The sequence below is a fragment of the Paraburkholderia sp. TE9906 genome, assembly GCF_056279605.1.
Map to the genome: position 1 here is coordinate 393,394 of NZ_JBWCCT010000003.1, position 25,797 is coordinate 419,190.

The following is a 25,797-nucleotide window of genomic DNA, read 5'->3' on the forward strand; positions in this document are numbered from 1 at the left end:
CGTGTGAGGAGGATTGCCTACTGAGGGCGCGAGCGGCGCTTGTGTCTCACAAGCCGCGGCGAGCGCCCGACGTGCTGTCAGCGCCGCACGCATCACGCCACGCGCAGGCCCGCGCGCCCACAGCCGCTCGAGGAATTACAGAAAATGGTGGCCGAACCACCAGCCCGCCGCGGACAGCACCGCCGAGGCAGGAATCGTCAAAATCCACGCCCAGACGATGTTGCCGGCCACACCCCAACGCACCGCGCTGAGCTTCTGCGTCGCGCCCACGCCGACGATCGCGCCGGTGATCGTATGGGTGGTGGACACCGGAATGCCGAGCCACGACGCAGTAAACAGCGTGATCGCCCCGCCCGATTCCGCGCAAAAACCGCCGACCGGCTTGAGCTTGGTAATTTTCTGGCCCATCGTGCGGACGATCCGCCAGCCGCCGAACAGCGTGCCAAGCCCCATCGACAGATAACACCCGCCGATCACCCACAGCGGTGGCGCGTCCGCGGACGTCGACGCAAAACCGGTCGCGATCAGCAGCATCCAGATAATGCCGATGGTTTTCTGCGCGTCGTTGCCGCCGTGGCCGAGGCTATACAAACCTGCGGACACCAGTTGCAGACGCCGGAAGCGCCGGTCGACCTTGCTTGGCGGCGTGCGGAAATACATCCACGACACCGCCAGCATGAAAAACGAGCCGAGCACGAAGCCCAGCAGCGGCGAAATGAAAATGAAGGCCACCGTCTTCAGCAGGCCGTCCATGTTGAGCGAGCCCCAGCCCGACTTGGCGAGCGCGGCACCCACCAGCCCGCCGATCAGCGCATGCGACGAGCTGGAAGGAATGCCGTAAATCCAGGTGATGACGTTCCAGCCGATCGCGCCAACCAGCGCGCCGAAGATCACGTAGTGGTCGACGATGTTGGGATCGATCGTGCCCCGGCCGACGGTCGCGGCCACTTTCAGGTGAAACACGAAGTACGCGATGACGTTGAACGCTGCCGCGAAGGCCACCGCCTGCTGCGGCTTCAGCACGCCGGTGGAAACGACCGTGGCGATCGAATTCGCCGCGTCGTGAAAGCCGTTCATGAAGTCGAAAATCAGGGCGACAGCGACCAGGCCGGCAACGACCCAGATGGCGAGTTGTATCGATTGCATTATGCGTTTTCCAGCACGATGCCTTCGATGATGTTCGCTACATCCTCACATTTGTCCGTGATCGTTTCGAGCAATTCGTAAATTGCCTTCAGCTTGATCAGGGTCTTGACGTTGTCTTCCTCGCGGAAGAGCTTGGACATTGCCGAGCGCAGCACACGGTCGGCTTCCGATTCCAGACGGTCGATTTCCTCGCACGCTTTCAGGATCTGGCTGGCCTGCTTCATGTCCGACAGCAGGCTGACGGCGAACTGCACGCGCTCCGAAGTTGCCGTGCAGATGTGCGCGAGCTGGCTGGCTTCCGAGGTCACCGCCTGCACGTCGTACAGCGAGATAGCGGTGGCGACGTCCTCCATCAGGTCGAGGATGTCGTCCATCGTGGTGATCAGCTTGTGGATCTCATCGCGGTCGAGCGGCGTGATGAATGTCTTGTGAAGCAGGTCGATGGTTTCGTGCGTGAGCTTGTCAGCGGCCTTCTCGGCTTTTTGCACGTTTTGCTTGTGGGTTTCCGCGTCTTGCAGATTGTCGATCAGCAGCTCGAGTTCGCGGCTCGCCGAGACGATGCACGTTGCGTGTGCATTGAAAATTTCAAAGAACTTGCCCTCGGTGGGCATGAATCGACCGAACATTGGGATCCCGAAAATTGGTCACATAATGGCTGACATAAAACCGCCATATTGTACCGTTGCGGGGCTTATGTCGCACTTTTGAAAGCGCCGTTACAACAGGCGCGTATTTGTGTGTTTACTCGCTGTAGAAATTCTGCGCGCCGGCAAAATTGTCGAACTTCGTAAATTGGCCGTGGAACGTGAGCCGAACAGGTCCGATCGGGCCATTCCGCTGTTTACCGATGATGATTTCGGCGGTGCCCTTGTCCGGGCTGTCCGGGTTATAGACTTCGTCGCGGTAAATGAACAGGATCACGTCCGCATCCTGTTCGATAGCGCCGGATTCACGCAGATCCGACATGATGGGCCGCTTGTTCGGGCGTTGTTCGAGACCCCGGTTGAGCTGCGACAATGCAATCACCGGTACGTCGAGTTCTTTGGCGAGACTCTTGAGCGAACGCGAGATTTCGGAAATTTCGGTCGCGCGGTTTTCGCCGGACGACGACCCGCTCATCAGCTGCAGGTAGTCGATGATGATCAGACCCAGCTTGCCGCACTGGCGCGACAGCCGGCGTGCGCGTGAGCGCAATTCCATCGGGTTCAACCCACCGGTTTCGTCGATGAAGATCTGCGCTTCGCTCATTTTCTGCACCGCGTGCGTGAGCTTTGGCCAATCCTCGTCGGTCAGACGGCCGGTTCGCATACGGTGCTGATCGAGCCGGCCGACCGAGCCGAGCATACGCATCGTGAGCTGCGACCCCGGCATTTCCATCGAGAACACGGCGACCGGCAGACCATACTCGACCGCCACGTATTCGCCGACGTTCATCGAAAACGCCGTTTTACCCATCGACGGACGGCCCGCGACGATGATCAGCTCGCCGCCGTGCATGCCCGACGTCATGCGATCCAGATCGACGAAGCCGGTCGGCGTGCCGGTCACGTCGCTCGGGTTCGCGGTGTGATACAGGGTGTCGATCCGCTCGACCACTTGGGTCAGCAGCGGCCCGATTTCCAGGAAGCCTTGGGTCCCGCGCGCGCCGTCTTCGGCGATCGAGAACACCTTCGATTCGGCTTCGTCCAGCAACTGCCGGACTTCCTTGCCTTGCGGATTGAACGCATCGGCCGAGATTTCATCAGCGACCGACACCAGCCGGCGCAATACCGCGCGATCGCGCACGATTTCCGCGTAGCGCCGAATATTGGCCGCGCTCGGTGTGTTCTGCGCCAGTGCGTTCAGGTAGGCGAGACCGCCGACCTCTTCCGCCTTGCCCGAGGTGCCAAGCGCCTCGTACACGGTGATCACGTCGGCCGGACGCGTTGCCGCGATCAGCTTGCCGATGTGCTCGAAGATGATGCGGTGGTCGTAGCGGTAAAAGTCGCTCTGCGACAGGAAGTCGGCGATGCGGTCCCATGCCGCGTTGTCGAGCAGCAGGCCGCCCAGCACCGATTGCTCGGCCTCGATCGAATGCGGCGGGACTTTCAGCGACTCGAGTTGGGGATCTTTGGACGGTGCGTTCATGGAGTGGAATTATCGGGTAATCGGGCGGCGGGGGCGAGCGCAAAAAACGAAAACGGCCACAAAAAAGGCAGGGGCCGGTTTCCCGGCCCCTGCCTTTCGCCAGCTACATCCTGGCAAATGCTATTTGGTGCTTAGACGCGGTCGGCTTAGACGTGTTCGCCGATCACAGCCACCGTCACATCGACCAGAACGTCGGTGTGCAGCGAAACTTGAACTGCGTGGTCGCCGACCGTCTTCAGCGGGCCTTCCGGCAGACGCACTTGCGCCTTTTCCACTGCGAAGCCTTGCTTGACCAGTGCGTCAGCGATGTCGGCGTTCGTCACCGAGCCGAACAGACGGCCGTCGACGCCAGCCTTCTGGCCGATCTGAACCGTCGAGCCTGCCAGCTTTTCGCCTTGAGCCGAAGCGGCCGCCAGCTTCTCAGCGGCGATCTTTTCGAGTTCTGCACGGCGCACTTCGAATTCAGCCAGGGCTTCCTTCGTTGCACGGCGAGCTTGCTTGTTCGGGATCAGGAAGTTACGTGCGTAACCGTCCTTGACCTTCACGATATCGCCCAGGTTGCCCAGATTGACGACTTTTTCCAGAAGAATGATTTGCATTCGGATGCTCCTTATCGCGTCGTCGGGTTAGGCCTTGTGCTGGTCGGTGTACGGCACCAGCGCGAGGAAACGTGCGCGCTTGATTGCCGTATCCAGCTGGCGTTGATAGTGCGACTTCGTACCCGTGAGACGCGCCGGCGTGATCTTGCCGTTTTCGCCGATGAAGTCCTTCAGCGTTTCGAGGTCCTTGTAGTCGATGTGATCGACGCCAGCGGCCGTGAAACGGCAGAACTTCTTGCGCTTGAAGAGCGGATTTTGTTGCTGACGACGCTTGTCGAATTTCTTACCAGTCGGGCGGGGCATGTTCAGTCCTTTCCAATGTCCTGCAATGCTGTGATGTGAAATACCAGAGTTCTTGCGTTGCGGTGCTTTTTCGCCAGAAAGCCTGTGAAGAGCGTTTCCACGCCCATCGGACAGCTTTCCAGCCTGCCGCTCGCTTCGCCTGCGGCGACTGCCTGCATGGTCAGTTCGACCTGGCGGGCAATGCCCGCTTCGACGACTTCCGTGCGATGCTGCAACGTGCATCCTGCGATCGGAACGCCGGCGGGGGTATACCGCACCGGTTCGCGTTCGACGACGCTGGCCGTGAGTTGCAGCCGGTTCATGAAGCCTTTGGCGAAAGCGACGCTTGGGTCTGGTAGCTTAAATAGTGTGTCTTAAGCCTGCGCTTCGGACGGTTGCGTAGCAGCCGACTTCTTGGCTTCTTCGCGCTGCACTTCCTTCATCATCGGCGACGGGCCGGTTTCGGCCTTCTTCATCTTGACGATCAGGTGACGCAGAACAGCGTCGTTGAACTTGAATGCGTGCTCCAGCTCGTCGAGCGTGGTTTGGTCGCATTCGATGTTCATGCAGACGTAGTGAGCCTTCGCGAGTTTCTCGATCATGTAGGCCAGTTGGCGACGGCCCCAGTCTTCGATACGGTGGATCTGGCCACCGTGCGAGGTGATCGTGGACTTGTAACGCTCGATCATGGCGGGCACTTGCTCGCTCTGATCCGGGTGCACGATAAATACGATTTCGTAATGACGCATATTCACTCCTTGTGGATTAAAGCCACCCGGGCGTCGGAACCGGTGCGGCAAGTGAGAAGCCAAAGAGTGTAACCCGAATGGGGCCGGGTTGCAAGATATCTCATTAGTGCGGCGCACGAATCGGGTGTGTTTTCAAAGGTTTAGGGGCGCACGGGAAGATGGTGCGAGGAAGGCCGGAGTGCCTTTGGACACCTGCAACCTGCCTGGCGGCGTCAGGTTGCTGTCCGCCAGCCCGAGAGGCCCGCGGGCCGGCTTTCTGTGCCCCTGCCCAGCCCGCCCCTCGCAGCCACTGCACCGCCCTCCGACACCGCTCCCCCCACCCTCAACCGCCTTCGGTTCGCCCGCTACCGCCTTGCAAACGCGCCTTGAGCGCCGCTTCGAGACCGCTCAACGCATCCGGCGCGGCGTCGGTGATCGCCCACCAGGTCATGCCTTCCGCGTCCCAGTGGGCGATCGAATAGCCTTCGTGGCCGAGTGCCGCGGGCGCCGCGCCGTCCGCGCCACGGCCTGCCCCCGCGCCGCCCGCGCCCGCCTGCGGGAACACATACACGTCGATCACGTGCTTGCGGTAGCGATACACCAGCACGGCCACCCGCTGATGCGCGATGTAGTCGAGCCGGCCGCCCTCCAGCGCGAAGCCGCTGGCCGCGAGATCCTCGACGGGCGGCGAATAGTCGAGCCGGCCGTTGAACCATGGCTTGACCGTATGCCGGTCCGTCGAAATCACGTCGATGTCGCGTCCCGAGACCTGCGCCCGCACGTGACTTTCCACCAGTTCGTCGGCGAACGGCGTGAAATCGGCTGGGCGCCGCACATTCAGCGTGACGACCGCCGCCACCGCGCACAGCGCGACAGCGAGCGCCGCCAGCCAGCCCGGCGCGAAGAGACGCTGCGCGCCGCCCGTGGCGAGCGGCTGTCCGACGCCGCCGGGCGAGCCGCCCCAGCCATCCCGCTTGCCCTGACCCGGCCCCTGAAACCAGCCCTTCAGCCAGCCGCCAAGCCGCTCCGGCCACGCTGACTGGCGTCGAGGCTTCTCGTCCTTCGCGGTCGTCCCCGGCGTCGCGGCAGCCCCGGCCCCTCCAGACGCCGCAGACGCCACCGCCTCATCCACTTCCGGCAACCCGGCGACGATCCGCGCGTGCAGCGACGGCGGCGCGCGATGATAAGGCGCCGCGCGCAGCGCGCCGCCCAGCGCCCGCAGGTGTTCGCTTTCACGCCGGCAGGCCTCGCAGCTCTCGATATGCTGCTGGACGCGCCGTGCATCCGGCGCGGGCAATTCGTGATCGGCATTCGCATCGAGGAGCGGCCGTGCTTCGTTACAGTCCATCCGGCGTCTCCCTGGCGGGGCCGGCGGCGTTGCCGCCGGGGAGGTTGAGGGGCCGGCCGTTCGCAGACGCCCGGAGTGGCGTAACCGTGGCGCCAGGCGGCTTGCCGGCGACGGGTATCGCGGCGCGAGGGTCGTTGTCGTCGCCCGGCTCGACGGCGCGTGTGCCTGCCGCGCGACCGGTCTCACGCGGATCGGCGCAACCCTCCCGCGAGAGCGCAGATGCGGTGGATCGCAAATGTCCGGAAGACGGCGCGCCGTTATGCGCGCCAGCCGTGCCCCCCGCCGACGCTCCGCCCATCGCCCCGCCACCGCCCGCCACGCCCTGCGTGCCCACCAGCAGCGCGGCCAGCTTGCGACGCCCGCGCGCGAGCCGCGACATGACCGTGCCGATCGGCACATCGGCCACCGCGGCAATCTCCCGATAACCCATCTCTTCGAGTTCCCGCAGAATCAGCACCTCCCGATACTCGACCGGCAGCAGCGCCAGTGCCTCATGCACCCGCCTCGCATCCTCGTCGCGGATCAGGAGCGCCTGCGGATCGGTGCCGCCCGCGCTCCAGCCGTCGAAAGTGGCCTCGTCCATGGTGTCGTCGAATTCGAGCATTTCATGCGGCGACGCGCGGCGGCGCCACTCGGTGTACCAGGTGCGGCGCACGATCGCCAGCAGCCACGGCCGCGCGGAATCGCCCCGGAACGTATCGAAAAAGCGGAACGCACGCATGAAGGCTTCCTGAACCACGTCCTCCGCGTCGCTGGCGTTGCCGCACAGCCAGCGCGCGAGGTTGTACGCGGCGTCGAGGTGCGGCAGCGCGAGCTGCTGGAAACGGCGGCTCCTCGCTGCTTCGGTTTCGCCGCGCCCGGGGGCGTCGGCATCGGTTTCGGTCTGGACCACCTCGGCCCTCCAGGGCATTGCGGCTAGGCTGTGCGGCTCGTCGTCACGTTCCTCTCATCGCATAACCGGCCACACGCCGAGTTTATTCCCGCCACCGCCGCGAATCCGCCAAAAGATCGGTGCGCACGCTCCGCGCCGCCTCCCGCTCATTGCCCGCGCCGCCTGCCATCACCCGCTAATAAGCCGGCCGGTTCCAGTAATCCTCGCTCGCGTACACCTCTTTCAGATAATCGATGAAATAGCGCACCCTGGCCGGCACATAGCGCTGCTGCGGGTAGACCGCGAGAATGTCGTAGTCGGGCAGCGCGAAGTCGTCGAGCACGGTTTCGAGTTCGCCGCGCGCGAGTTGCTGCTGGATTTCCCACGTGGAGCGCCAGCCGAGCCCAAGTCCTTCGGATACCCAACGATGCAGCAGTTCGCCGTCGTTGCAGTCGAGCGTGCCGCCCACGCGCACCGTCGCCAGCTTGCCGTTGCGGCGAAAATACCAGCCGCGGTTCTGCCCGCCTTGCAGGTTGAACGCGAGACAGTTGTGGTGCGGCAGATCTTCGAGCGATTTCGGCTTGCCGTGACGGCGGAAGTAGTCGGGCGTGCCGCACACCACACGCCGGTTCGACGCCAGCTTCACCGCGACGAAGTTCGGATCGACCGTGCCGCCGATGCGGATCGACAGGTCGTAGCCCTCGCGCACCAGATCCACGACCCGGTCGGTCAGATTGAACGACACCTGCAACTCCGGCTTGTCGGCGAGAAACGCCGGCGCGAGCGGCGCGACGTGCTTGCGCCCGAACGCGGCCGGCGCCGACACGATCAGATGGCCGTTCACTGCGCGGCGTCCGGCGCTCAGTTCGTTTTCCGCCTGGTCCCACTCGGTCAAGAGGCCGCGACAGCGTTCCAGAAACGCGGCGCCCTCCTCGCTGACCACCAGCCGCCGCGTCGAGCGGTACATCAGCTTCACGCCGAGGCGCCTTTCGAGCGCGTCGATGCGGCGCCCGAGAATCACCGGCGACACGCCCTCCTCCAGCGCGGCGGCCGCGAGGCTGCCCGCGTCCGCAACCCGCACGAACGTTTCGATCTGTTTGAAGCGGTCCATCGCTGTCTCCTCCTCTGCAGAACCGGTCACCGCCGGGTCCACGCCTATTCAATACTTTTTGTTTCGGAATAAGCGACCCGCACTGATCTTATCAAACCTTTAGGTCAGGCCTACAGTGGCTTTCAACGCTTGAGTTCGCCCCAATCCCAGACATTCAGGAGACATTCATGGCCAAGATGAGAGCCGTCGACGCAGCCGTGCTGGTGCTCGAAAAAGAAGGCATCGACACCGCGTTCGGCGTGCCGGGCGCCGCGATCAACCCGTTCTACTCGGCGATGCGCAAGGCCGGCAACATCAGCCACGTGCTGGCGCGCCACGTCGAAGGCGCGTCGCACATGGCCGAGGGCTATACGCGGGCGCAGCCGGGCAACATCGGCGTGTGTATCGGCACATCGGGCCCCGCCGGCACCGACATGATCACCGGTTTGTACTCCGCGCAGGCCGACTCGATCCCTATTCTCGCTATCACGGGTCAGGCGCCGCGCGCGCGTCTGTACAAGGAAGACTTCCAGGCCGTGGACATCGAATCGATCGCCAAGCCGGTCACCAAGTGGGCCGTGACGGTGCGCGAGCCGGCGCTGGTGCCGCGCGTGTTCCAGCAGGCGTTCCATCTGATGCGCTCGGGCCGTCCGGGTCCGGTGCTGGTCGACCTGCCGATCGACGTGCAGCTCGCGGAAATCGAATTCGATATCGACACGTACGAGCCGCTGCCGGTCTACAAGCCGAAGGCGACGCGCAAGCAGATCGAAGCCGCGCTGACCATGCTCAACGATGCCGAAAAACCGTTGATCGTCTCCGGTGGCGGTGTGCTGAACGCAGCCGCCGAGGATCTGCTGGTGACGTTCGCCGAAACTCTCGGCGTACCGGTGATCCCGACGCTGATGTCATGGGGCGCGATTCCCGACGACCATCCGCTGATGGCCGGCATGGTCGGCCTGCAAACCTCGCACCGCTACGGCAACGCAACGATGCTCGCATCCGACTTCGTGCTCGGCATCGGCAACCGCTGGGCGAACCGTCACACGGGCAGCATCGACGTCTACACGAAGGGCCGCAAATTCGTGCACGTGGACATCGAACCGACGCAGATCGGCCGCGTGTTCGGCCCGGATCTCGGCATCGTGTCGGACGCGAAAGCCGCGCTCGAACTGTTCGTCGAAGTGGCTCGGGAATGGAAGGCCGCGGGCAAGCTCAAAGACCGCAGCGCATGGGTCGCCGATTGCCAGCAGCGCAAGCGCACGATGTTGCGCAAGACGCACTTCGACAACGTGCCGATGAAGCCGCAGCGCGTCTATGAAGAGATGAACCAGGTGTTCGGCCGCGACACGTGCTACGTGAGCACGATCGGTTTGTCGCAGATTGCCGGCGCGCAGTTCCTGCACGTGTACAAGGCGCGCAACTGGATCAACTGCGGCCAGGCGGGCCCGCTCGGCTGGACGATTCCCGCGGCGCTCGGCGTGCGCGCAGCCGATCCGCAACGGCCGATCGTCGCGCTTTCGGGCGACTACGACTTCCAGTTCATGATCGAGGAACTCGCGGCCGGTGCGCAATTCAAGCTGCCGTACGTGCATGTGGTGGTGAACAACTCATACCTCGGCCTGATCCGCCAGGCACAGCGCGCGTTCGAGATGGACTTCTGCGTGCAGCTCGGCTTCGAGAACATCAATTCGCCGGAGACCAACGGTTATGGCGTGGATCACGTCGCGGTGGCCGAAGGCCTGGGCTGCAAGGCGATCCGCGTGTTCAAGCCGGAAGAGCTGAAGCCCGCGTTGCAAAGAGCGCAGTCGATGCTCGCGGAGTTCAACGTGCCGGTGATCGTCGAAGTGATACTCGAGCGCGTGACCAACATCTCGATGGGCACCGAGATCGACGCGATCAACGAGTTCGAGGAGCTCGCAGCGACGCGCGAAGATGCGCCGACCGCGATCAGCTTGCTCGACTGAGCGCCGCCGGTTGCGCATTATTGAGCGATGAAATGCGACGGGCAGCGTCGCCATGCCGAGCTGCCCGTCGCGTTCGCCAGAAGCCTCAAAACCTATTTCACCGACCGACCAGAGAGACCCACGCACCATGCCGAAATTCGCAGCGAATCTCACCATGCTGTTCAACGAAGTCCCGTTCCTCGACCGCTTCGCGGCGGCGGCGGACGCAGGCTTTCACGCCGTCGAATTCCTGTTTCCGTATCCGTATCAGATCGCCGAGTTGAGCGAGCGCTTGCAGCAGAACCGCCTGAAGCTGGTGCTGCATAATTTGCCGGCTGGCAACTGGGAAGCGGGCGAACGCGGCATCGCGTGTCTGCCGGATCGCGTGGCCGAGTTTCAGGAAGGCGTGGGACGCGCGATCGAATACGCGAGTGCGCTGAAGGTGCCGCAACTGAATTGTCTCGTCGGCATTCCGACGGCGGGTGTCGACGCGGACAAGGCGCGCACGACGATCGTCGACAACCTGCGCTTCGCCGCCGGCGAACTGAAGAAGGCCGGCATCAAACTGCTGGTCGAGCCGTGCAACGCATACGACATTCCCGGCTTCGCGCTGAACCGCTCGAGCGAAGGCCTCGAGGTGATTCGCGCGGTCGGCTCGGACAACCTGTTCCTGCAATACGACATCTATCACATGCAACGGATGGAAGGCGAACTCGCGGCGACCATCAGGAAGAACCTGGCGCAGATCGCACACATCCAGCTCGCCGACAACCCGGGCCGCAATGAACCGGGCACCGGCGAAATCAACTACCCCTATCTGTTCTCGCTGCTCGATTCGATTGGCTATGACGGCTACGTCGGCTGCGAGTACAAGCCGCGCACGACCACCGCCGCCGGCCTTTGCTGGGTGCAGAGCGTGGCCGGGCAAACGCGCGGCGCGGCGCACGTGGCGGCTTGAGCGGCAAATCGGGCGCGTCACGCGTCACGCGTCACGCACCGAAAGAAGTGCCGCCAGCACATCAAACAACCCTGGAGATTCAGACACATGGCAAAGATCGGTTTCATCGGCCTCGGCATCATGGGCGCGCACATGGCGCGCAACCTCATCAAGGGCGGTCACTCGCTGTTCGTGAACGGCGCCTATCCCGTGCCGGAGGACCTCGCGAGGACGACCAGCGTGGTCGCGAATTCGACCGCCGTCGCGCAGGCCGCCGACATCGTCATCATCATGGTGCCGGACACGCCTGACGTCGCCAACGTGCTGTTCGCCGACGACGGCGTCGCCGCCGGTCTCACGAAGGGCAAGCTCGTGATCGACATGAGTTCGATCTCCCCGCTCGACACGCAAGCCTTTGCGAAAAAGATCAACGCGCTGGGCGTCGACTATCTCGACGCGCCGGTGTCGGGCGGCGAAGTCGGCGCACGCGAAGCAACGCTGACGATCATGGTGGGCGGCCCGGAAAAAGCCTTCGCGCAGGCAAAGCCGCTGTTCGAACTGATGGGCAAGAACATCTCGCTGATTGGCGAAAACGGCGCGGGTCAGACCTGCAAGGTGGCGAACCAGATCATCGTCGCGCTGAACATCGAGGCGGTGGCCGAAGCGCTGCTGTTCGCGTCGCGTTCGGGCGCCGATCCGGAACGGGTGCGCAAGGCGCTGATGGGCGGCTTCGCGTCGTCGCGGATTCTGGAAGTGCATGGCGAGCGCATGACCAAACGCACGTTCGATCCGGGTTTCCGTATCGAGCTGCATCAGAAGGATCTGAACCTCGCACTCGACGGCGCACGCAAGCTCGGCATCGCGCTGCCGCACACCGCGAGCGCGCAGCAGTTGTTCAGCGTGTGCGCAGCGAACGGCGGCAAGGCCTGGGATCACTCGGCGATGGTGCGCGCGCTGGAAATCATGGCGAACTACGAAGTCGCACAGGCGCCGGGCAGCGAAGCCAAGGCGGCTTGAGGCGGTTCGCTGGGAGGCGCGTGACAGCGCCTTTTGCAGAGGGGCTATGTTGCATGTGCCGCTGCTGCATGAGAGCCGTACCGACGCACAGCAGCGCAGTGCAACCGGTCATGCAATGAAGCGGCAGGCCAATCGGGGAGGCACGCCGCCAGCGTCGTCAGCGTGACAGGCGGCGCATACGCAAAAAAAAACCATCAAACCGTCATACCGATTGCCATGATCCGCGCATCGTCGAGATCACGGCAATCACAGGTGGGGCGCCCGTTCGTCGCTCAGCATGCGCGGCGCGGCGGGCAAATCGTGCCGCTCTGGGCTGAGAGCGGCAAGTGGGGTCCGCAGCGGCGCCCGGCGATGCCGGGGAAGCCTTGGTCGGTCAGACGTCGTCGTCGGGTGTCCGGCTGTCGGATTCATCATCATGCTTTTTCCGCCACGCGCGAGTCGCTGCGCCAATCACGCGCGGCAATGGCAATCACGGCTCGCGCCCGCTTGCACGTCCGTTTGCATTTGCTTGCAACTCCCCGCCTTCCCCCGAACCTTTTTTGACACATCATCGCGCGCTTTTCTCCTACACTCGTTGAGTCCGGCTGCACGCGTGACGGACACCACGCGCCCTGAATTGTTTCTGGTGATGGCGCCTGGGCACGGCGCCCTGCCTGTCGCAGCGCGTGTCGTCCTTAGCGTTTGCCTGATTTCTCAACCAGTGCCTAACCCGTGCGTAAATTGTTTTTTGCGCCACCACGTCAGGAGAGTGATCAATGGGTATTCTCAGTTTCATCAAGGAAGCCGGCGAAAAGCTGTTCGGTGCCGCCTCCACGCCTGCGCAAGCCGCACCCGCCGCGCCCGATCTGGCCGCCCTGAATAAAACCGCGGGCGACGCGATCGCCACGTATATCCGCAGCCAGGGCCTCGACGCCACCAATCTTCAGGTCACGTACGACGGCACGAACCATACCGTCACAGTCGCCGGTGAAGCGGCGGATCAGCCGACCAAGGACAAGATCCTCGTCGCCGCGGGCAACGTGCAGAACGTCGACAAGGTCGACGATCAACTGACCGTCACCACGCCCGCCGCCGCGCCGACGCAGTTCCATACGGTCGTGTCCGGCGACAATCTGTGGAAGATCGCAGAGAAGTACTACGGCAGCGGCGCGAAGAACGATGTGATCTTCCAGGCGAACACACCGATGCTGAAGAGCCCGGACAAGATCTATCCGGGTCAGGTGCTGGTGATTCCGCCGCAGTGATAAGGCCGGCGTGACACGCCCTTCCGTATCGGCGTAAAAAACGCACGCGGAAAACGACAACGCGGCGCTTGGGTCATCGACCCGAGCGCCGCGTTTTTCATTGGGCGTTCACGATATGCAGGACCGGCGCGAGCCGCCGGTCAGCAGAGCTAGCTCCGCATCGTCAGTACGTGTCGAACACCTTCTGCAATGCGACCGGCCCCGTGCCGCCCGCGGCCAGTGCCAGCATCAGCAACACCCGCGCCTTGTACGGATTCAGCGAACCCGCGCTGATGAAACCGAGCGCATCGTCGGCGGCGGCGCCGTTGTGCATCACGTGTCCCGAACCCACGCGCGACGCACGCACGATCGCCACGCCTTGCGACACGGCATCGGCGAGCGCCTGCAGCATCGACTGGTGAATCGAGCCATTGCCCGTGCCCGCGACGACGATCCCGCGCACCCCGGCGGCCACCAGCGCATCGACGGCGATCCGCGACACGCCCGCGTAGCTCGTGACGATCTCCACATGCGGCCACTTCGAACCGATCACGAACCCGGTGGCGAGCGTATGCGCGCGCACCACGGCGCGCTGGAATTCCACGCGGCCGTCCTGCACCCAGCCGAGCGCGCCGATCTCCGGCGACTGGAATGCGTCGACCGCGTACGTGCTCGTCTTGACCACGTCGCGTGCGCTGTGAATGCGGTTGTTGAACGCGACCAGCACGCCCTGCCCGCGCGAGTCTGCATGCGCGGCGACGGTCACTGCGTTCAGCAGATTCAGCGGACCATCGGCGGACAGCGCGGAGGCCGGGCGCATCGCCGCGGTGAGCACCACCGGCTTGTCGGATTTGATGGTCAGATGCAGCAGATACGCAGTTTCTTCGAGCGTGTCGGTGCCGTGCGTGACCACTACACCATCGACGTCGTCGGTGGCGAGCAGCGTATTGATGCGTTGCGCGAGCGTGGTCCAGAGCGACATCGCCATGTCTTTGCTGTCGACGCTGGCAATCTGTTCGGGCGCGATCCGCGCCACCGTCGACAGGGCGGGTACGACGGCCAGCAATTGATCGACGCCGACGACGCCCGCCTGGTAGCCGGACGTATTGGTCGCGTCCGCGGCCGCGCCGGCGATCGTGCCGCCGGTCGCCAGCACGGCGATGCGCGGCAGCGCGCAAGAGGATGTCAAAGTATTCATGGCGGCGATTGTAAGCGATGCGTCGCGCGCCGCCACGCGGGATTAAGCGGATGCCCGTTCGTTTCGGGCCGGGCCCGCAGTTCGCGCCGCGCTACGAGTGACAGGCGCGCATCGCGTCACGCGCCATACCCACGCCGGAGCTCGACGGCCCGGCGCCTTCCTCAAACCGCCTCGCGCAACTGCGCGGCGATGTCCGCTTCGTTCAGCTGCGGCGCGAACATCTCGATCAACCGGTAAGCGTAGGCGCGCAGGAACGCGCCCTTGCGCAGACCGACGCGCGTCGTGCTCGCTTCGAACAGATGCTGCGTATCGAGCGCGACCAGTTCGGTGTCGCGCTTCGGATCGTAGGCCATGGCCGCGACCACGCCGATGCCCATGCCGAGTTCGACGTAGGTCTTGATCACGTCGGCGTCGATCGCGGTCAGCACGACGTCGGGCAACGCCCCCGCTTTCGCGAACGCCTGGTCGATGTGCGAGCGGCCCGTGAAGTCCTGGTCGTACGTGACGATCGGGAATTCGGCGATCTCGTCGAGCGTCAGATTCGGCCGCCCCACCAACGGGTGATCCTTCGGCACCACCACGACGTGATGCCACGAATAGCACGGGAACGTGACGATATCCGGGAAGCGATCGAGCGCTTCGGTCGAAATGCCGATATCCGCTTCGCCGTTGATGATCATCTGCGCGATCTGCTGCGGACTGCCCTGGCGCAGCGCCAGATGCACCTTCGGAAATACTTCGGTGAACTGGCGAATCACCTTGGGCAGAGCGTAACGCGCCTGCGTGTGCGTGGTCGCCACGACGAGATGGCCGCTGTCCTGATCGGCGAACTGGCGCGCGACGCGGCGCAGATTCTCCGCATCGAGCAGCATCCGCTCGATCAGCTGATGCACCGCCTTGCCCGGCTCGGTCAGGCCCGTCAGGCGCTTGCCGCGCCGGATGAAAATATCGACGCCGAGTTCGTCCTCCAGATCCTTGATCTGTTTCGATACGCCCGACTGCGACGTGTAAAGCACGTTCGCCACTTCCGTCAGATTCATGTTCTGACGCACGGCCTCGCGCACGAAGCGCAATTGCTGGAAATTCATCTGTATGTCTCCGGTTCAGCCAGAGTGGAGTTATTCGAGTTCTATCGAAACACCGGTCGACGCAGCGCTATCCGCTTTCGTCTCCCGGTGTGTTGCCGTGTGATGCGCGCGGTCTGTCGCTGCGCGCCTGCCTCACTGCGCCGGAAAAACGCGCAGTGCGCGCGGCACCGCCGTCACCCCGTCGCCGACCGCCAGTTGCAGATCACGCCACGATTCGCGATCGAGTTCGGCTTCGAGCAGATTGCCTTCACGGCCCGCGAGTTCGACGCGCACCGAGCCGCCCAGCGTCACCACGCGCCGCACGTCGACGACGATGCCTTCACGATGACCCGCTGCCTGCGGATACAACTGCAGATCGTGCGGCCGCACGTAGGCGAAAGCCGGACCGCTGAAACCAGCGGTGATCGCGACCGGCAGCGCGGCGCCGTCGACCACGAAGCCGCTCGCGTCGACCTTGCCGTGCAGACGGTTCGCCGCGCCGAGAAACTCGTAGACGAACGAGGTCTGCGGATGGTCGTACACGTCCTGCGGACTGCCGACCTGCTCCACATGACCGCGGTTGAGCACGACGATGCGGTCGGCCACTTCGAGTGCTTCTTCCTGATCGTGCGTCACGAAGATCGTCGAGATATGCAGATCGTCGTGCAGGCGCCGCAGCCAGCTACGCAGCTCCTTGCGCACCTTCGCGTCGAGCGCGCCGAACGGCTCGTCGAGCAGCAGCACTTTCGGTTCGACCGCCAGCGCGCGCGCCAATGCGATCCGTTGCCGCTGACCGCCCGACAGTTCCGACGGATAGCGTTGCGCAAGCCAGTCGAGCTGCACGAGCTTCAGCAGTTCATGCACTTTCTCGCGGATCACCGCTTCCGACGGCCGCTCCTTGCGCGGCTTCACGCGCAGGCCGAACGCCACGTTCTCGAATACCGTCATATGGCGAAACAGCGCGTAATGCTGGAACACGAAACCCACTTCACGCTCGCGCGCGCCGACCGTCGCGACGTCCTGCCCTTGCAGCACGACCTGGCCGCCGTCCGCGTATTCGAGTCCGGCGATCACGCGCAGCAACGTGGTCTTGCCACAACCCGACGGCCCGAGCAGCGCAACCAGTTCGCCCGGCGGAAAATCGAGCGAGACGTTGTCGAGCGCGACGAAATCGCCGAAGCGCTTTTGCAGGTTACGAACAGTGATACCCATTACAGCTCTCCTTGCTTGAGCGGGTGTTGCTGCGATGCATGCGTCGTATTGACGGACTGCTGGAAAGAAGACGAAACGGAACGCGGCGCGGCATGCGATCCCGATGCCGCGGCGGTGGACTGCGTGGGCGGCCCCGCATAGGCGGGCACATCGCGCGCGGCCGACAGTTCCGCCGACATATGGCGCTCGGCGAGCAGCTTGAGCCCCAGCGTCACGAGTGCGAGCAGGGCCAGCACCGACGCCACGGCGAACGCCGCCGAGAAGTTGTATTCGTTGTAGAGAATCTCGACGTGCAGCGGCATTGTGTCGGTCTGGCCGCGAATGTGGCCCGACACCACCGAGACCGCGCCGAACTCGCCCATCGCCCGCGCATTGCACAGAATCACGCCATACAGCAGACCCCACTTGATGTTCGGCAGCGTGACGCGGCGGAAGATCTGCCAGCCCGAGGCGCCCAGCACGTGCGCGGCTTCCTCTTCGTCATTGCCTTGCGCCTGCATCAGCGGGATCAGCTCGCGCGCGACGAACGGGAACGTGACGAAGATCGTCGCCATCACGATGCCGGGCACCGCGAAGATGATCTGCACGTCATGCGCCTGTAGCCACGGACCGAACCAGCCCTGCGCGCCGAACATCAGCACGTAGATCAAACCCGAAATCACCGGCGACACCGAGAACGGCAGATCGATCAGCGTGGTCAGCAGCGCCTTGCCGCGGAACTCGAACTTCGCGATACACCACGAGGCCACCAGACCGAACACGAGATTCAACGGCACCGCGATCGCGGCGGTAATCACGGTCAGCTTGATGGCCGCGAGCGCATCCGGATCGGCGAGGGCTTCGAAATAGAACGCGAGGCCCTTGTTCAACGCCTGATAGAACACGGCCACCAGCGGCACGACCAGGAACAGCGCAAGAAACAGCAGCGCGATGCCGGTCAGCAGCCAGCGCACCACCGGCCGCTCGGTCACCGGATCGGGCCGGCGCGCGACGTTCAGCGGCGCACGCGGGGCCACGGCCGCGGCGGCCGCCGTCGCGGTCTGCTCCGCGCGGTTCACGTCATGCCCGGGACGGCGGCTCATTGCACACCCCCACCGATCGCCGCCACACTCGTTGCTGTGCCAGGCGCCGGGCCCGCGCTGCCGCGGCTCGTGCGGCGCTGCAAGTACCACTGCACGGTATTGATGAACAACAGCATGAGGAACGACACCACCAGCATCACCACCGCCAGCGCGGTCGCGCCGGCGTAGTCGTATTGCTCGAGCTTGGTGATGATCAGGAGCGAGGTGATTTCCGATTTCATCGGCACGTTGCCGGCGATGAAGATCACCGAGCCGTACTCGCCGAGCGCACGTGCGAACGCGAGCGCGAAGCCCGTCAGCAGCGCCGGGAACACCGCCGGCAGCACGACCCGGCGAAACGTCAGCCAGCGCGTCGCGCCGAGGCACGCGGCAGCCTCTTCCTGTTCGCGCTCGAACTCTTCGAGCACCGGCTGCACCGTGCGCACGACGAACGGCAAGCCGATGAAGGTCAGCGCGACCAGCACGCCCGCCGGCGTGAACGCGATCTTGATGCCGAGCGGTTCGAGAAACTGCCCGATCCAGCCGTTGCCCGAGTACACCGCCGCGAGCGAAATGCCCGCGACCGACGTGGGCAGCGCGAACGGCAGATCGACCACCGCATCGACGATGCGCTTGAACGGGAACGTGTAGCGCACCAGCACCCACGCGACCAGGAAGCCGAACACCGCGTTGATCAGCGCGCCGCCGAGCGCCGAGAAGAACGTCAGCCGGTACGACGCGAGCACCCGCGGCGACGTGACGGCGCGCACGAACTGCTCCCAGTCGAGCGTCGCGGTCTTGAGAAAGGTCGCCGCAAGCGGAATCAGCACCACGAGGCTCAGATAAGCCACCGTGATGCCGAGTGTCAGGCCAAAGCCGGGCAATGCGCTCGGCTTTCGGAAGGTCAACGTCGTCATGCTGGATACTCGTTCAGGTTGATGCTGGCGGTTTGATCACCGATCTTCGGCCGCCGGATCCGGATTCCGGTTGGCCAAAAGCGCGCCCACTGGGCGCGCTCGGAAGTGGCGCGTTGCCGCGCCGGTGTGTCGATGCCGGTTAGGGCATCGACAGCGTTATTGAGGCTGGTAGATCGAATCGAACACGCCGCCGTCGGCAAAGTGCGTCTTCTGCGCGTTCGCCCAACCGCCGAACGAATCGTCCACCGTGTACAGCTTCAGCTTCGGAAACTTCGCGGTCAGGTCGGCCGGCACCTTGTTCGAACGCGGACGGTAGAAGTTGCGCGCGGCGATCTCCTGGCCTTCCTCGCTGTACAGGAAGTTCAGATACGCCTCGGCCAGCTTGCGCGTGCCGCGCTTGTCGACGACCTTGTCCACCACCGCGACCGGCGGCTCGGCCAGAATGCTCACCGACGGCACGACGATTTCAAACTTGTCCGGACCGAACTCCTTGAGCGACAGGAACGCTTCGTTTTCCCACGCGATCAGCACGTCGCCAATGCCGCGCTGCACGAAGCTGGTGGTCGCGCCACGCGCGCCCGAGTCCAGCACGCCGGCGTTCTTATACAGCTTGCCGACGAATTCCTTCGCTTTCTGCGCATTGCCGCCCGGCTGATGTTCCGCGTACGCCCACGCCGCGAGGTAGTTCCAGCGCGCGCCGCCCGAGGTCTTCGGATTCGGCGTGACGATCGACACACCCGGCTTGATCAGATCGTCCCAGTCCTTGATGTGCTTCGGGTTGCCCTTGCGCACGAGAAACACGATCGTCGACGTGTACGGCGACGCGTTGTCCGGCAGGCGCTTTTGCCAGCCCTTGTCGAGCAGACCCTTGCCGGCGAGCGCGTCGATGTCGTAGGCGAGCGCGAGCGTGACGACGTCCGCCTGCAGGCCGTCGAGCACCGAGCGCGCCTGTGCGCCGGAGCCGCCGTGCGACTGCTTGAAGGTGATCGTCTCGCCGGTCTTCGCTTTCCATTCCTTGCCGAACGCCTGGTTGACGTCCTGATACAGCTCGCGCGTCGGGTCGTAGGAGACGTTCAGCAGCGTGGTGTCGGCCGCGTGCGCCGAGGCAATCGCGCCGAGCGCGCCGGCCGCGCCGAACGCGAGCGCCGCGATGAGTTGCTTCGTTTTGCGAGCCAGCCCCGTGTGTCGATGATTCATGTCAACTTTCTCCGCGTGTAGTGCGCTGAAACCAGCGTGATTTGTTCTGTGTCGCGGTCACGTGCACATGAGCGCCAACTGGAAGGCAGTCTATCGAAGCGCTTTCATCATTAAAAATAATGTTTCTTCATTCTTTAATACGCAAAAGTGGTAATGACAGCTGGATAAGGCGTTGCGGCACGAAAACGGATGTTTTGACGCCGATGAGCGACGCCGTAACGGCCCCCAGGGTCACGAACTTAAAGTAAAGCTTGAATTGCGCCGAATACTGTATAAAAATACAGTCACCTGTTCATACATACAGTGGCCATGACAAAACTCACCGCACGACAGCAGCAGGTTTTCGATCTGATTCGCCGGGCGATCGAACGCACCGGTTTTCCGCCCACCCGCGCGGAAATTGCCGCCGAGCTGGGCTTCAGCTCGGCCAATTCGGCAGAAGAACATCTGCGCGCGCTCGCTCGCAAGGGTGTGATCGAACTCGCCGCCGGCGCGTCACGCGGTATTCGCCTGCTGGCGGGTCCGGAAGATTCACCGCATCAGTTCACGCTGCCGCACGCGAGCATCATGCAGCTGTCGCTGCCGCTGATCGGCCGGGTGGCCGCGGGCAGTCCGATCCTCGCGCAGGAACATATCTCGCAGCACTTCGCGTGCGACCCGGCGCTGTTCTCGAGCAAGCCCGACTACTTGTTGAAGGTGCGCGGGTTGTCCATGCGCGACGCGGGCATCTTCGACGGCGACCTGCTCGCGGTGCAAAAGAAGAGCGAGGCGAAAGACGGTCAGATCATCATCGCCCGGCTTGGCGACGACGTCACGGTCAAGCGTCTGAAGCGCCGGCCTAACGGCCTCGAGCTGATCGCGGAGAACCCCGATTACGAGAACATTTTCGTTGAAACCGGCAGTGCGGAATTCGCGCTGGAGGGTATCGCCGTGGGGCTGATCCGCCCTGGCGAGTTCTAAACCACCGCGCCTGTTCGCTTAATCCCACGCTGCCTCAACGCTGCCTCAACGCTGCATCGCCTGGAGAGACTCATGGAACGCCTTGCCCGCCTGTTGCCCTTTCGCCAGTTCGGTCGTTTGCGCCATTTGCGCAATCTGGTGCCTTGCTCATTGATCGAAGCACCGGCTCAGGACTGCGCCTCGCTGTTCGACGCGCCCGCTGATGGAGCGAGCCTGCCGTCGTCATTGCCGGCGTTTGCCCGTGTGTCGTTGAACTCGGGGTTGAATACGGCGGAACCCGCACGGCGCGCGCCGGTGCGCGTCTATCACGGGCCGTCGCGGCTGATCATGGTGGGCACGGTCGAGGCGGTGTGCGGCATGATCGACCGTTGCATTGCCGATGAAGCCAATGTGCACGGTGCAGTCTTCGAGTCGTGAGCGTGTCCTGTGCAGGCAAGAGGCTGCACCATGCCTCGCGCATCGCTGTTGTCGTGCTCGCTTTTCAGACCTGCTGTTCGGATATTTGCATAGAATGGGATTGTTTTTGCGGGGCCGTAGTCCACGTTAAATCCAATCTGATCGGGAGTTCCATTCGATGACAGGTCCGACACGAACCAAGGGCGCCGCCACCCGGCCGCTGCTCATCACGCTGGTTGTAGTCGTAGTGATTGCGGCACTCGGGTTTGCTTACGCGTCACCCTATATCGCGCTGAATAATCTCAAACGCGCGGCAGATGCACGCGACGCGCAAACCGTGAATCAATACGTCGATTTTCCCGCGTTGCGCGAGAGCCTGAAGGAGCAGATCGCAGGCATGCTGACGCGCCGACTGGACGCGGATAACGACAGCAAAATGGCCACCATCGGCGCGATGATCGGCGTGACGCTGATCGGTCCGCTGGTGGATTCCTATGCGACACCGGACGGCGTCGCGGCCTTGTTGAACGGCATGCCGCCGCACGGCGATCCTGGTGAACATCCGCCTGCCGCAGCCACAGAAACGCCTGCCTCACCCGCCGCCGACACCCCCACCACTGCAACGACCCCACCATCGCGGCAAACCACGGCAGGCTATCGCGGCCTCAACGAGTTCGTCGTCACCTACCGGCGCGGCGAAGCCAACGCGCACTACTCGGCGGTCTTTCGGCGCGAAGGTCTGTTCACGTGGAAGCTCGCCGCGATCAATCTGAACGAATGACCGGCCGGCCGTCACGGCCAGCCACTCGCCCCATGCGCGGCGTCCCTACGCAGCAAGCCGCATCAAGCCGCAGCTTGCTGCTGCTCCTGCGCGGAAGAACACGCCACCAGAATGCTGCACGACACGCGATCGAGCAGCGGCGTGTTGCCCGCCCCCATCCACCATCGCGACAAGCCGGTGCGGCAGCGATGCCCGACCACCACGAGATCGACATGCAGGTCGTTGGCGAGGTTCGCAATCTCGTCGATCGGATGACCGAACGCGAAGTGCCCTTGTGCGCTCACACCACGCTCGGTGAGCCAGTCCACCCCTTCCTGCAGGATGTCGCGCGCGGTTTTTTCGAAGCTGCCGCACGCCACATCGGTCAGCAGGCCCGCGCTTTGCGCAATGCTTGAGCGCATGTCCACCACGGACAGCAGATGCGTTTCGGCCTTCAGGTCCAACGCGAGGTCAGCGCCGCAACGCAGCGCCTTGCGCCCTTCGCGCGAGCCGTCATAACACAGCAGAATTTTTTGGTAGCTCGCCATGGTTTTCTCCCTTCGCGCGGGAAGCGCGGTCTGAATGAATCATGGTGCGCCGCAATTCAGGTTGCAAGGGATGGAAAACGCTAAGTGTGCGGACCATGCGCCCTAAACCGGTGCGCGCGGGCTTGCGCCGGCTTCACAGCGGTTTGGCAAATGGATGCGGCAGTGCAAAACCCGGTCTTCGAATCGCCATCTGCCTGCCAACGTCTACCTGCCGATGCCCTAGAATAGGCGGCCTTCCCGGCCATTCGCGTCGTTTCCCGGAGCCTCGATCGAGTTATGCCTGAAGCCGCCATTGAATTCCACCAGGTCAAAAAAAGCTACGGCGAAAAAATCGTCGTCGATGGACTGTCGTTTCATGTCAACGCCGGCGAATGCTTCGGCCTGCTCGGCCCGAACGGCGCGGGCAAGACGACCACCTTGCGCATGCTGCTCGGCATCGCGGCACCCGACGCCGGCGCGATCCGTCTGTGCGGCGAGCCGATCCCGGGCCGCGCGCGCGTCGCACGGGCGCGCGTCGGCGTCGTGCCGCAATTCGACAATCTCGACCCGGACTTCACCGTGCGCGAGAACCTGCTGGTGTTCGGCCACTACTTCGGCCTGAGCGCCGCGCAATGCCGCGCGATGGTGCCGTCGCTGCTCGAATTCGCGCGGCTCGAAAGCAAGGCCGATGCGCGCGTGAGCGAGCTGTCGGGCGGCATGAAACGGCGTCTGACGCTAGCACGCGCGCTCGTCAACGATCCCGACGTGCTGATCATGGACGAGCCGACCACCGGCCTCGATCCGCAGGCGCGCCATCTGATCTGGGAACGGCTGCGCTCGCTGCTCACGCGCGGCAAAACGATCCTGCTGACCACCCACTTCATGGAAGAAGCCGAGCGGCTCTGTCACCGGCTATGTGTGATCGAAGAAGGCCGCAAGATCGCCGAAGGCGCGCCGAGCGAGCTGATCGCATCCGAGATCGGCTGCGACGTGATCGAGATCTTCGGTCCCGATCCGATTGCATTGCGCGATGAACTGGCGCCGCTCGTCGAACGAACCGAGATCAGCGGCGAGACGCTGTTCTGCTACGTGAACGACGCGCAACCGGTGCATGCGCGGCTCAAGCAGCGCGCCGATCTGCGCTATCTGCATCGGCCGGCGAATCTGGAGGACGTGTTTTTGCGGCTCACGGGCCGCGAGATGCAGGATTGAAGAGACCGCCGCACGCCGAAGCCATCACGACACCGCACGAGACACGCAATGGACGCACGCACTTACGAACCCCCTGGCGACACACCGTCGAAGCAGGAGCCCTTCGCCGCCTTCCCTGCCAACGCCGTCAACTGGATTTCGGTATGGCGCCGCAACTATCTGGTCTGGAAGAAGCTCGCGCTCGCGTCGATGTTCGGCAATCTCGCCGATCCGATGATCTACCTGTTCGGCCTCGGCTTCGGGCTGGGGCTGATGGTCGGACACGTCGACGGCGTGTCGTACATCGCGTTTCTGGCAGCGGGCACCGTGGCGTCGAGCGTGATGATGTCGGCGAGTTTCGAGTCGATGTATTCGGGCTTCTCGCGCATGCACGTGCAGCGCACGTGGGAGGCGATCATGCATACGCCGCTGACGCTCGGTGACATCGTGCTCGGCGAGGTGATCTGGGCGGCCAGCAAGTCGGTGCTGTCGGGTGCGGCGATCATGCTGGTGGCGGGCGCGCTCGGCTACGCGAATTTCCCGTCGATGCTGCTGGCGTTGCCGGTGATCGTGCTGACCGGCCTCGCGTTCGCGAGCATCGCAATGGTGGTGACAGCGCTCGCGCCGTCGTACGACTTCTTCATGTTTTACCAGACGCTGGTATTGACGCCGATGCTGCTGCTCTCCGGCGTGTTCTTTCCCGCGTCGCAACTGCCCGCGGCCGCGCGAGCGGTGACCAGCGTGCTGCCGCTCGCGCATGCGGTCGATCTGATGCGCCCGGCGATGCTCGGACGGCCCCTCGACAACGCGCTCCTGCATCTGGCCGTGCTGGCGGCTTATGCGGTGGGCGGATTTATTGTGTCGGCGATTCTGTTTCGACGGCGGATGATGAAATAGCCCACGCTTGTCGAATACGTTGAATACGCCGAACGTCGTGGATAGCCGCAGGTGACCGGCGCGCGGCAGTCCTGCGGCAACTTGAGCTGCGTCGGTGCGGGCCTGTGCGTCCGAAGCGCGATTCGCCTCAGTCCTCTTCGTCCGTCCACGGAATGTCGACGTCGGAGATGAACGCCACCGTCGCGAACGGGCCGCCATCCTGGCGTCCGATCTTGCCATCGGCGCGCTGCCATTCGACCCGGAACACCGTGGCCGGATCGTCGGCAATCAGGCGCACGGTCCGAACCTCATCGGGATCGGCTTCCTCGACGGGACCATCGAGCGAAACCTGCAGTTCCTGCGGCCACAGTCCATCGGCGGGATCGTAAATCTTGTCGCCGTCGGGAATCAGCGTGAACGCTTCCACTCCGATGGTCGCCGAAGCGTCGACGATCATCTTGCCCAGCGCGCGCAGCAAGGCAGTCGCCCGTGCCGAATTGGCCTGACGGATTGCCAGATCCCCGCGCGTGAGCGCCTGCTCGAGTTTTGGGTTTGTTTTTTGTTGCGCCATTCGATGTCCTGAGTCCTATCGCTCTGTTGTACGCGGCGCGCACGTCGATAGCGTGCCGCGCTCGATTTTTCGGGCTGAATCCTACCACTGGTGCCCCTCAAGGGGACTGCCTTCGGGCGTGCGCTGCAGTATTGCAGCGCCACAGCCGGTTCTTCCCGGTCGCCTCCGTCCCCCTCAGTTTAGGTCGTGAATCGGTTTCCGGGAGGGACATTTGCCTGCCAGCTGACGAACGCGGTCTTTTCAGATGTGAGCGCGCGCGACCGCTCCGCCGGTCAGCGACCTCTACCGGCGTGGCGATGATTAGCGCAGGAGTTGGCGTCGTTCGTGACGAGCCGGCTGATCGATGCAAACGCGCATCGCGTTCGCGACCGGCTTGTGCGGGATGTTTTATGCGGTGGAAAGTTGGCACGCGCCTTAAGCAGCGGTGTGGGCGAAGCCAACCAAACGAGATCGCGGCCGCTCCGGCGACCACGCCGGAGCGATCCGCAACGCGGGTTCATGCCTGGCTCGAAACCACTTCGAACCAGGCTTGTCGACCCACGCCCGGCGACCC

Annotated in this window: 26 protein-coding genes and 1 pseudogene; 9 read left to right on the forward strand and 18 right to left on the reverse strand. The window is 63.8% G+C overall.

Annotation, left to right across the window (positions count from 1 at the left end; translation table 11 throughout):
- Nucleotides 1–135: 135 nt before the first annotated feature.
- The 10 genes from ACZ9H4_RS09530 to ACZ9H4_RS09575 all read right to left on the reverse strand — a co-directional run bounded on the left by ACZ9H4_RS09530 (nt 136) and on the right by ACZ9H4_RS09575 (nt 8,212).
- Nucleotides 136–1,146, reverse strand: coding sequence for an inorganic phosphate transporter (locus ACZ9H4_RS09530; protein WP_408152546.1), 1,011 nt, complete (start codon nt 1,144–1,146; stop codon nt 136–138).
- Entirely contained in the window at nt 1,146–1,772 is a 627-nt protein-coding gene (locus ACZ9H4_RS09535) for a DUF47 domain-containing protein (RefSeq protein WP_007182106.1), read from the reverse strand. Before ACZ9H4_RS09535 ends, ACZ9H4_RS09530 begins: the two co-directional genes overlap by 1 nt.
- Nucleotides 1,773–1,887: 115 nt before the next feature.
- Nucleotides 1,888–3,273, reverse strand: a complete 1,386-nt coding sequence (locus tag ACZ9H4_RS09540) for a replicative DNA helicase (RefSeq protein ID WP_408143149.1) — start codon at nt 3,271–3,273, stop codon at nt 1,888–1,890.
- Between the two features lie 146 nt (nt 3,274–3,419).
- Entirely contained in the window at nt 3,420–3,872 is a 453-nt protein-coding gene (gene rplI / locus ACZ9H4_RS09545; protein WP_168665203.1) for a 50S ribosomal protein L9, read from the reverse strand.
- A 27-nt stretch (nt 3,873–3,899) separates the two neighbouring features.
- On the reverse strand, nt 3,900–4,175 hold the full coding sequence (rpsR, locus tag ACZ9H4_RS09550) for a 30S ribosomal protein S18 (protein WP_007182109.1): 276 nt from the start codon (nt 4,173–4,175) through the stop codon (nt 3,900–3,902).
- 2 nt (nt 4,176–4,177) lie between these two features.
- A complete protein-coding gene (gene priB / locus ACZ9H4_RS09555; protein ID WP_121318445.1) occupies nt 4,178–4,477 on the reverse strand; it encodes a primosomal replication protein N in 300 nt (99 codons plus the stop codon).
- 51 nt (nt 4,478–4,528) lie between these two features.
- Complete coding sequence (gene rpsF, locus ACZ9H4_RS09560) at nt 4,529–4,903, reverse strand: 30S ribosomal protein S6 (RefSeq protein ID WP_006048823.1); 375 nt, start codon at nt 4,901–4,903, stop codon at nt 4,529–4,531.
- A 322-nt stretch (nt 4,904–5,225) separates the two neighbouring features.
- Nucleotides 5,226–6,230: an anti-sigma factor family protein gene (locus tag ACZ9H4_RS09565; protein ID WP_476118885.1), complete on the reverse strand. Its 1,005-nt coding sequence runs from the start codon at nt 6,228–6,230 to the stop codon at nt 5,226–5,228.
- The gene (locus ACZ9H4_RS09570; protein WP_408143146.1) at nt 6,220–7,122 is read right to left on the reverse strand and encodes an RNA polymerase sigma factor; all 903 of its coding nucleotides are present in this window, start codon (nt 7,120–7,122) and stop codon (nt 6,220–6,222) included. Before ACZ9H4_RS09570 ends, ACZ9H4_RS09565 begins: the two co-directional genes overlap by 11 nt.
- A 175-nt stretch (nt 7,123–7,297) precedes the next feature.
- A complete protein-coding gene (locus ACZ9H4_RS09575) occupies nt 7,298–8,212 on the reverse strand; it encodes a LysR family transcriptional regulator (RefSeq protein ID WP_408143144.1) in 915 nt (304 codons plus the stop codon).
- Between the two features lie 167 nt (nt 8,213–8,379).
- On the opposite strand from ACZ9H4_RS09575, the gene gcl reads away from it, so the two are divergent.
- From gcl to lysM, 4 genes and pseudogenes are all read left to right on the forward strand, one after another.
- A complete protein-coding gene (gene gcl, locus ACZ9H4_RS09580; protein ID WP_408152542.1) occupies nt 8,380–10,155 on the forward strand; it encodes a glyoxylate carboligase in 1,776 nt (591 codons plus the stop codon).
- 127 nt (nt 10,156–10,282) lie between these two features.
- Nucleotides 10,283–11,092, forward strand: a complete 810-nt coding sequence (gene hyi, locus ACZ9H4_RS09585) for a hydroxypyruvate isomerase (RefSeq protein WP_408143140.1) — start codon at nt 10,283–10,285, stop codon at nt 11,090–11,092.
- 39 nt (nt 11,093–11,131) lie between these two features.
- Nucleotides 11,132–12,088, forward strand: a pseudogene (locus tag ACZ9H4_RS09590) (2-hydroxy-3-oxopropionate reductase); the annotation flags it as partial.
- A 755-nt stretch (nt 12,089–12,843) separates the two neighbouring features.
- On the forward strand, nt 12,844–13,332 hold the full coding sequence (gene lysM / locus ACZ9H4_RS09595) for a peptidoglycan-binding protein LysM (protein WP_408143138.1): 489 nt from the start codon (nt 12,844–12,846) through the stop codon (nt 13,330–13,332).
- 163 nt (nt 13,333–13,495) lie between these two features.
- Here the strand turns inward: lysM and ACZ9H4_RS09600 are convergent, their stop codons facing one another.
- From ACZ9H4_RS09600 to ACZ9H4_RS09625, 6 genes are all read right to left on the reverse strand, one after another.
- Entirely contained in the window at nt 13,496–14,509 is a 1,014-nt protein-coding gene (locus tag ACZ9H4_RS09600) for an asparaginase (RefSeq protein ID WP_408143136.1), read from the reverse strand.
- A gap of 161 nt (nt 14,510–14,670) precedes the next feature.
- A complete protein-coding gene (locus tag ACZ9H4_RS09605) occupies nt 14,671–15,597 on the reverse strand; it encodes a CysB family HTH-type transcriptional regulator (RefSeq protein ID WP_042323869.1) in 927 nt (308 codons plus the stop codon).
- A gap of 132 nt (nt 15,598–15,729) precedes the next feature.
- Entirely contained in the window at nt 15,730–16,788 is a 1,059-nt protein-coding gene (locus tag ACZ9H4_RS09610; RefSeq protein ID WP_168663257.1) for a sulfate/molybdate ABC transporter ATP-binding protein, read from the reverse strand.
- Nucleotides 16,788–17,870: a sulfate ABC transporter permease subunit CysW gene (gene cysW, locus ACZ9H4_RS09615; protein WP_476118887.1), complete on the reverse strand. Its 1,083-nt coding sequence runs from the start codon at nt 17,868–17,870 to the stop codon at nt 16,788–16,790. Before cysW ends, ACZ9H4_RS09610 begins: the two co-directional genes overlap by 1 nt.
- Nucleotides 17,867–18,766: a sulfate ABC transporter permease subunit CysT gene (gene cysT / locus ACZ9H4_RS09620; RefSeq protein WP_476118888.1), complete on the reverse strand. Its 900-nt coding sequence runs from the start codon at nt 18,764–18,766 to the stop codon at nt 17,867–17,869. Before cysT ends, cysW begins: the two co-directional genes overlap by 4 nt.
- 156 nt (nt 18,767–18,922) lie before the next feature.
- On the reverse strand, nt 18,923–19,963 hold the full coding sequence (locus tag ACZ9H4_RS09625; protein WP_408143129.1) for a sulfate ABC transporter substrate-binding protein: 1,041 nt from the start codon (nt 19,961–19,963) through the stop codon (nt 18,923–18,925).
- A 309-nt stretch (nt 19,964–20,272) separates the two neighbouring features.
- On the opposite strand from ACZ9H4_RS09625, the gene lexA reads away from it, so the two are divergent.
- The 3 genes from lexA to ACZ9H4_RS09640 all read left to right on the forward strand — a co-directional run bounded on the left by lexA (nt 20,273) and on the right by ACZ9H4_RS09640 (nt 22,100).
- Entirely contained in the window at nt 20,273–20,923 is a 651-nt protein-coding gene (gene lexA / locus ACZ9H4_RS09630; RefSeq protein WP_408143127.1) for a transcriptional repressor LexA, read from the forward strand.
- Between the two features lie 72 nt (nt 20,924–20,995).
- On the forward strand, nt 20,996–21,340 hold the full coding sequence (locus ACZ9H4_RS09635; protein WP_476118889.1) for a hypothetical protein: 345 nt from the start codon (nt 20,996–20,998) through the stop codon (nt 21,338–21,340).
- A 157-nt stretch (nt 21,341–21,497) separates the two neighbouring features.
- Nucleotides 21,498–22,100, forward strand: coding sequence for a DUF2939 domain-containing protein (locus tag ACZ9H4_RS09640; protein WP_408143123.1), 603 nt, complete (start codon nt 21,498–21,500; stop codon nt 22,098–22,100).
- A 62-nt stretch (nt 22,101–22,162) separates the two neighbouring features.
- On the opposite strand, the gene ACZ9H4_RS09645 is transcribed toward ACZ9H4_RS09640, so the two are convergent.
- The gene (locus ACZ9H4_RS09645; RefSeq protein WP_408143121.1) at nt 22,163–22,627 is read right to left on the reverse strand and encodes a universal stress protein; all 465 of its coding nucleotides are present in this window, start codon (nt 22,625–22,627) and stop codon (nt 22,163–22,165) included.
- A gap of 276 nt (nt 22,628–22,903) precedes the next feature.
- On the opposite strand from ACZ9H4_RS09645, the gene nodI reads away from it, so the two are divergent.
- Together nodI and ACZ9H4_RS09655 are read left to right on the forward strand one after the other, a co-directional pair.
- Entirely contained in the window at nt 22,904–23,818 is a 915-nt protein-coding gene (gene nodI / locus ACZ9H4_RS09650; protein WP_476118891.1) for a nodulation factor ABC transporter ATP-binding protein NodI, read from the forward strand.
- A gap of 48 nt (nt 23,819–23,866) precedes the next feature.
- Entirely contained in the window at nt 23,867–24,694 is an 828-nt protein-coding gene (locus tag ACZ9H4_RS09655) for an ABC transporter permease (RefSeq protein WP_476118893.1), read from the forward strand.
- Between the two features lie 127 nt (nt 24,695–24,821).
- Here ACZ9H4_RS09655 and ACZ9H4_RS09660 read toward each other — a convergent pair whose 3' ends face one another.
- Nucleotides 24,822–25,244, reverse strand: a complete 423-nt coding sequence (locus ACZ9H4_RS09660) for a hypothetical protein (protein ID WP_408143115.1) — start codon at nt 25,242–25,244, stop codon at nt 24,822–24,824.
- Nucleotides 25,245–25,797: the final 553 nt, after the last annotated feature.

Bases quoted from the DNA above. Each gene is read 5' to 3' on its own strand.
- ACZ9H4_RS09530 (WP_408152546.1), bottom strand. From the start codon at position 1,146: ATGCAATCGATACAACTCGCCATCTGGGTCGTTGCCGGCCTGGTCGCT.
- ACZ9H4_RS09635 (WP_476118889.1), top strand. From the start codon at position 20,996: ATGGAACGCCTTGCCCGCCTGTTGCCCTTTCGCCAGTTCGGTCGTTTG.
- nodI (WP_476118891.1), top strand. From the start codon at position 22,904: ATGCCTGAAGCCGCCATTGAATTCCACCAGGTCAAAAAAAGCTACGGC.
- hyi (WP_408143140.1), top strand. From the start codon at position 10,283: ATGCCGAAATTCGCAGCGAATCTCACCATGCTGTTCAACGAAGTCCCG.
- ACZ9H4_RS09610 (WP_168663257.1), bottom strand. From the start codon at position 16,788: ATGGGTATCACTGTTCGTAACCTGCAAAAGCGCTTCGGCGATTTCGTC.
- ACZ9H4_RS09535 (WP_007182106.1), bottom strand. From the start codon at position 1,772: ATGTTCGGTCGATTCATGCCCACCGAGGGCAAGTTCTTTGAAATTTTC.
- ACZ9H4_RS09660 (WP_408143115.1), bottom strand. From the start codon at position 25,244: ATGGCGCAACAAAAAACAAACCCAAAACTCGAGCAGGCGCTCACGCGC.
- ACZ9H4_RS09645 (WP_408143121.1), bottom strand. From the start codon at position 22,627: ATGGCGAGCTACCAAAAAATTCTGCTGTGTTATGACGGCTCGCGCGAA.
- lysM (WP_408143138.1), top strand. From the start codon at position 12,844: ATGGGTATTCTCAGTTTCATCAAGGAAGCCGGCGAAAAGCTGTTCGGT.
- ACZ9H4_RS09605 (WP_042323869.1), bottom strand. From the start codon at position 15,597: ATGAATTTCCAGCAATTGCGCTTCGTGCGCGAGGCCGTGCGTCAGAAC.
- rpsF (WP_006048823.1), bottom strand. From the start codon at position 4,903: ATGCGTCATTACGAAATCGTATTTATCGTGCACCCGGATCAGAGCGAG.
- lexA (WP_408143127.1), top strand. From the start codon at position 20,273: ATGACAAAACTCACCGCACGACAGCAGCAGGTTTTCGATCTGATTCGC.
- cysT (WP_476118888.1), bottom strand. From the start codon at position 18,766: ATGACGACGTTGACCTTCCGAAAGCCGAGCGCATTGCCCGGCTTTGGC.
- rplI (WP_168665203.1), bottom strand. From the start codon at position 3,872: ATGCAAATCATTCTTCTGGAAAAAGTCGTCAATCTGGGCAACCTGGGC.
- rpsR (WP_007182109.1), bottom strand. From the start codon at position 4,175: ATGCCCCGCCCGACTGGTAAGAAATTCGACAAGCGTCGTCAGCAACAA.
- cysW (WP_476118887.1), bottom strand. From the start codon at position 17,870: ATGAGCCGCCGTCCCGGGCATGACGTGAACCGCGCGGAGCAGACCGCG.
- ACZ9H4_RS09640 (WP_408143123.1), top strand. From the start codon at position 21,498: ATGACAGGTCCGACACGAACCAAGGGCGCCGCCACCCGGCCGCTGCTC.
- gcl (WP_408152542.1), top strand. From the start codon at position 8,380: ATGGCCAAGATGAGAGCCGTCGACGCAGCCGTGCTGGTGCTCGAAAAA.
- ACZ9H4_RS09655 (WP_476118893.1), top strand. From the start codon at position 23,867: ATGGACGCACGCACTTACGAACCCCCTGGCGACACACCGTCGAAGCAG.
- ACZ9H4_RS09575 (WP_408143144.1), bottom strand. From the start codon at position 8,212: ATGGACCGCTTCAAACAGATCGAAACGTTCGTGCGGGTTGCGGACGCG.
- ACZ9H4_RS09625 (WP_408143129.1), bottom strand. From the start codon at position 19,963: ATGAATCATCGACACACGGGGCTGGCTCGCAAAACGAAGCAACTCATC.
- ACZ9H4_RS09600 (WP_408143136.1), bottom strand. From the start codon at position 14,509: ATGAATACTTTGACATCCTCTTGCGCGCTGCCGCGCATCGCCGTGCTG.
- ACZ9H4_RS09540 (WP_408143149.1), bottom strand. From the start codon at position 3,273: ATGAACGCACCGTCCAAAGATCCCCAACTCGAGTCGCTGAAAGTCCCG.
- priB (WP_121318445.1), bottom strand. From the start codon at position 4,477: ATGAACCGGCTGCAACTCACGGCCAGCGTCGTCGAACGCGAACCGGTG.
- ACZ9H4_RS09565 (WP_476118885.1), bottom strand. From the start codon at position 6,230: ATGGACTGTAACGAAGCACGGCCGCTCCTCGATGCGAATGCCGATCAC.